At 41.3% G+C, this 5,041-nt stretch carries 3 protein-coding genes and 1 pseudogene; 3 read left to right on the forward strand and 1 reads right to left on the reverse strand.

The features are described from left to right. Positions 1–60: 60 nt before the first annotated feature. Positions 61–570 carry a helix-turn-helix domain-containing protein gene (locus QUB61_RS37825; RefSeq protein ID WP_333136389.1) on the reverse strand — a complete coding sequence of 170 codons (510 nt, stop codon included), beginning with the start codon at positions 568–570 and terminating at the stop codon, positions 61–63. Between the two features lie 140 nt (positions 571–710). On the opposite strand from QUB61_RS37825, the gene QUB61_RS40315 reads away from it, so the two are divergent. From QUB61_RS40315 to QUB61_RS37835, 3 genes and pseudogenes are all read left to right on the forward strand, one after another. Further along, a complete protein-coding gene (locus QUB61_RS40315) occupies positions 711–881 on the forward strand; it encodes a transposase (RefSeq protein WP_445300332.1) in 171 nt (56 codons plus the stop codon). Between the two features lie 1,625 nt (positions 882–2,506). Then, positions 2,507–3,991, forward strand: a complete 1,485-nt coding sequence (locus QUB61_RS37830; RefSeq protein WP_333136391.1) for a hypothetical protein — start codon at positions 2,507–2,509, stop codon at positions 3,989–3,991. Positions 3,992–4,297: 306 nt separating this feature from the next. Next, positions 4,298–4,984: pseudogene (locus QUB61_RS37835) on the forward strand (S8 family serine peptidase). Positions 4,985–5,041: the final 57 nt, after the last annotated feature.

A 5,041-nucleotide genomic window follows, 5' to 3' on the forward strand; every position in this document is an offset into this window, starting at 1 on the left:
GTCATATTCTACCATGCTGTGCCTAGATTGTGAACCTTCTTTTTTTGCTGTTACCCCGATTTATTGAGCGGATACAATTTTATTCCTGTTAGTTCTTACGCCTACAGTATATGTAAAAGAGGTAAAGTTACTGCTATTCTTGAATTTAGGAAATCCTCTCCCCTCAAAGAAATTCTTGTAAGCACTATCTAACCGCTTTACATTTTGTTGTAATACCGTTGCGTCTATTTCGCCATACCAAGGTCTAGACGCCTTCAATTTCGGTAGTGCAGTGATTTGAATATCTCCAGCACTGCGACGTGGGTTTTTAAGATTACCATTTTTGTCAACTTTGGTATCTTTCCAAGGCTCCCCAGTTGCACCATTTTTACTAACAAAGCACGTTAATGGGTAAGCTTCAGATTTAGTCATAATATCACAGTAATTACCTTGGAAAAACTGCTGATTGTATTGGGTAATTCGGTCCTGCAAGCACCAGTTATATTGACTCCTAAGCATATTTATCCAGTTAGACATTTTGGAATTTTGTGCTTGATTAGGACGCAACTTGTAAACGTAGTTTGTTAGCAACCTTGAATCACCTCCTTCTTGTTGTAATTAGTTATTGATTCTACAATATATTTATACCCCTCGTCAAGTTAAAAGTTTAATTATGGCTAAGTTTTCTCTTGATGAGTACAGACATGAAAGTAATGCCGTCTTGCTAGCTACTGAATTACCATTTTGTTTTCATACCTAAAAGGTGTAACAAGGTATTGATTGGCACAATAGCTGAAAAACTACAACAAATCATTTGTGATGTCTGTAATGAAAACAAGTGCCACATCATTGCTATGGAAATTATGCCCGATCGTGTTCGTTTGTTTCTTAATGCTAAATGATGATCCATATTACCGCTAGCTCAAAATTTACCGCTAGTTTAAAAATTGCGTTGACGATTTGACGATAGTTTGAAACTCCTGCAGAACAAGCTGTTCCCTCGTCAATAGCAGCTTCGACGATTGAAAATCGTCATTGACGATTCCTCAGCACATCCTAAGAGATTTACGATCGCCCGCAGGTGAGCGTACTGGTAACAGTGGCAACCTACAAACTGCTAGTTCGCCAAGCCGGACTTGTCAAGCAATCGTCAGAATCGTAGAAAACTCGCAGAACACCAAAATTTGTGTTGACGATTTGACGATTCCCTATAACTCTTACCCCGTAAGCACTTCAATCGTCAGTAACAGTTTTGACGATTCATTGTTGACATTACTCGCGGGACTTACAAAAAACGGTATATATAGTGTTTTAGTAAATTAAAGTCTACATCAAATAACTATATATAGAGTAACTGCGTAAGTCCTGCTCATTCGCTTACATCAAGTTCATGTGATAGTGGCAGTTCGCTTGTCCACCAGAGGTTGTCAAGCAATCGTCAGAATCGTCAAAAACTCTCAGTACATTCCCGCAGCCCTTGCATAGAAAGCGTTTATCGAGAATCGTCAAAAATAATGTCAATAATCGTCAATAAAAGCTAGAAGCTGAAAGCCTTATAAATAGGAGAGTTTAGGAGAATCGTCAAATCGTCAAAGAAAATTTCTTTTTTAGTCGCGCTCTGGTTAACCCTCTTCTGTCACTCTAGGAAAATAAAAATAAGAGCCAAATTTTTAACTGTAGATATAGCGAGCATTTGAGCGTTTATTTTCTAACAGAATGGCTGAAATCAGGATTTTTGGTAAAAGTCTTATGCTCTAAGCGTTCCTGATTATTTTTTGCCGAAAGTGACAAAAGAGGGCTAAAAAGGCTGGTAAGTCATACGGATACGGTTTTACGCATAAGCTTCATACTGAGTGCGATTGCGTTAACTTAAATTTATCCTCAAAGCTTTGCTAGGTAAGGCTTTAAGATTATTTACATCTGCTTGCGCTGTTGAGCAACTTGCTCAACAGGGGGTAATTGTCTTGAAATCCCAGCCAGCTATGATGTAGAAACCAGAAAACTACAAATGTGGGACACTAAGTACGGAAGAGCCGAATAATTAGGTATTATTTCTCAGCGATCGAGGTAATGTAAGGTAGCTTTCAAGTTTTGGGAGTTCGGCAACTCAAATATAAACTTATGTAACGATTTACCGCAATTCGCATAAAAACCTCAAGGTACTCCCAATAAATAGTTGAGGGGCTATTTAACCAACTATTTTCCGGGGGTAACATGACTGAACTTAAAATCGGGGCATTGACTGGCAGCACAAGCCACACTGGTAGTGTAGACACTACAAATATCACAGTCAAATCGCCGCTAAATTCTCAATATTAATGGGGATTTGTAAAGTTTTCTTGCAAAACAGACGATTGGCGTAAAAAGTAAGGCTTCGCTTAAGCAGACAGATTGTAGGCCAGAATCGCAGACGATCGACAGACCAGGTAGCTAGTAGGGCGTAAAAGCGATGCCTACGCCTGGCTACGCCTACGCGCATTCCTGCTAGTTGCTTTTTGTAAACCTAAGTTTATTTATCGGGGTGCAAATGTCTAATATTGAAATCGGTAGTCTCCAAGATAACTATTTTCATCTCGGTTCCACTGGTAAAACAGAGCCGACAGATACCTATTTTTTCAGTCTCCCCACTATGGGTAGTGCGCGAATCTCTGCGGTCGGTTTTAGCGGTGATATCAATATGGAACTGGGGGACAAAGAAGGGAGGCTAATCAAAAGTATTTCAACTAGCGGCAAAAATACGGGAATTCTTAATACCGATAATTTAGGGGTGGCGGACGATATTTTAAATGTTTCTCCGGTTTCCGGCAACACAAACTATCAAGTCAGTCTAACTCCAGATGGTAAAGTCGATCCGTTAACGGGCATGGGGGTTGAGGCTGGGTTTTTCACCACAGATCAAAAAGGTGAAGTCGCCAGTGACGCTACTACTTTCACTTCCGACAATTTAGACAATCGCTGGGCAAGTTTGAATTATACTTTGACTGGGTTGGCGGCGGGTAAATCCCAGTTAAAGGCGATCGCCTACGATCGAGCAGGTGCAGCCAGCAATGAAGGGCTACGCAATTTGTTAATCAATAGTGCACCGGGCGACTTACAATTTAGAAGTTTACCTCTATATACCAAGGGTGAAAAAATTAGCTTTAGTGGCGCTAAGGTTTTTGATACTGAAGGAGTCAGCGATATTGCTAAAGTCGATTTTGGGTTTCAAAAAGAAGGTGGTGAGAAAATTGAAATCGCTAAAGATGTTACTGAGTTTACCAGTGACAGTGAGGGGGTTGGCAGTTTTAACTTTAGTGAGAGTTTGAGCAGTTTAGCACCGGATAGTTATCAATTGTCGGCGAAAGCTTATGACCAAGCAGGTAATGCTATTTCAGAAGCAAGTGAAAAATTTGCTCTAATTAGCGAGCCGGGTTCAGATGGGTTGTCTGATGAAGTGAGATTGGCGATCGTCGGTGCTGCAAATCTCGACAGCTACCCACCAGAAGCTTTAGCTGAAGCAAAGGAAGGGGTTGTTTGGGTAATACCTGAACAGTCTTCACGGGAGTTAGCAGCTATTATTGATGCGATCTATCAGGGCGATATCGATCGCATTACTAACAGATGTACCTGCAAGTGTCCAAAACGAATTGCTCGGAAAAATGAGGCGGATCAGCTAGAAGCACTGTCAGGAGTAGAATATGCTTACCCGCAGGTGCCTGTCCAATTAAATTTGGTGTACGAACCGAATGACACCTTATACAACAAACAGTGGAATTTTAAAAATGCGAATGTTCCCGCAGCTTTGGATGTGATTAATCCTGTAACTTCTCAAACAGTCCGAGGGAGCGACGCGACAATTGCTATTGTTGATGATGGTTTGGAATACGAGCATCCAGATTTAGCTAATGGGTACAGCCATAGTTTGAGTATTGATTTTACTGTTAATATTTTGGTTCTGGAAGACGGCTTTTTATACGTTGTTCTAGGAGGCATTGTTTCGTTTGGGGCAATATGTTGTTGGCCAATTAAGTAGGTAGGCGGGATTAAACCGAATAATGTAACAGTATGTAAATAGGCTTAAGTCAGCCATTAGAGAGCATTTGGACACTTTACATCGTTTACATAGTTGCGTTTTCAAGCGCCGACTTACTTAGAATAATTGGCAATTTGCGCCACAGGTCAGGGCTCAGTTAACAAGAAATACCTCCCAAAGCTTTACCGAGAATCAAGGTACATTTTATAAGACTTCTGCGGGTGGAAATTGGGAATTATAAATTCTCCATCCCGACCCAATAAGTATAATGCGAACGAAATAAACCAGCTTAGACAAGAACTTTTGATGACACCCTGGACATTACAAATTAACACTCTTAACCCTCACGGAACGGCAGTGGCTGGAATTGCAGCAGCCAGTGAAAACGGTCAAGGTATAGTTGGTGTAGCTCCTGAAGCGAAATTAGCAGGAATACGGCTATTTGGTAATACCGATCCACTCAATTACAACCTTGACCCCTGGGGAAAACAAGTTGCTGATGCTTTGTTTGATCCTCGGACACCAGCCGGAGTATCTAATCGTAATCAGTCGATCGATATTTTTAATAACAGTTAGGGTCCTGAATACCTGAGGCGGCAACCCTTAGCTTCAGCCGCGCTTGAAAGTGGAGTTACCACAGGTCGAAAATGGCTGGGAAATACCTATGTAATTGCTGGTGGCAATGAGGGGAATTACTATGGGAACGTCAATTATAATAGTTTTGCGAGTTCCCGTAATGCGATCGCCATAGGAGCGATTAACCACGCAGGGAATCACACCCCCTATAATACACCCGGAGCAGCAATTTTCATTTCAGCCCCCTCCGACAATGGCGATCCCGATAACTCACAAGGGATTACAACAACAGATATTTTGGAAAGTGAGTCTCCCTATGCTAAGGATTTTGGCGGGACTTCTGCGGCGGCGCCTTTAGTTTCTGGAGTTATTGCTTTGATGCTTGAGGCTAATCCTACCCCATTTGTGACAAGTTAAGAAAAAGTGCAAATTGTCAAGGGGGTAGACAAAAAAAGGTAAAATAGGATGAAACCT

The sequence above is a fragment of the Microcoleus sp. C2D2 genome (assembly GCF_036702495.1).
GTDB lineage: Bacteria > Cyanobacteriota > Cyanobacteriia > Cyanobacteriales > Microcoleaceae > Microcoleus.

Coding starts and splice junctions, on each gene's coding strand:
- QUB61_RS37830 (WP_333136391.1), top strand. CDS start 2,507: ATGTCTAATATTGAAATCGGTAGTCTCCAAGATAACTATTTTCATCTC.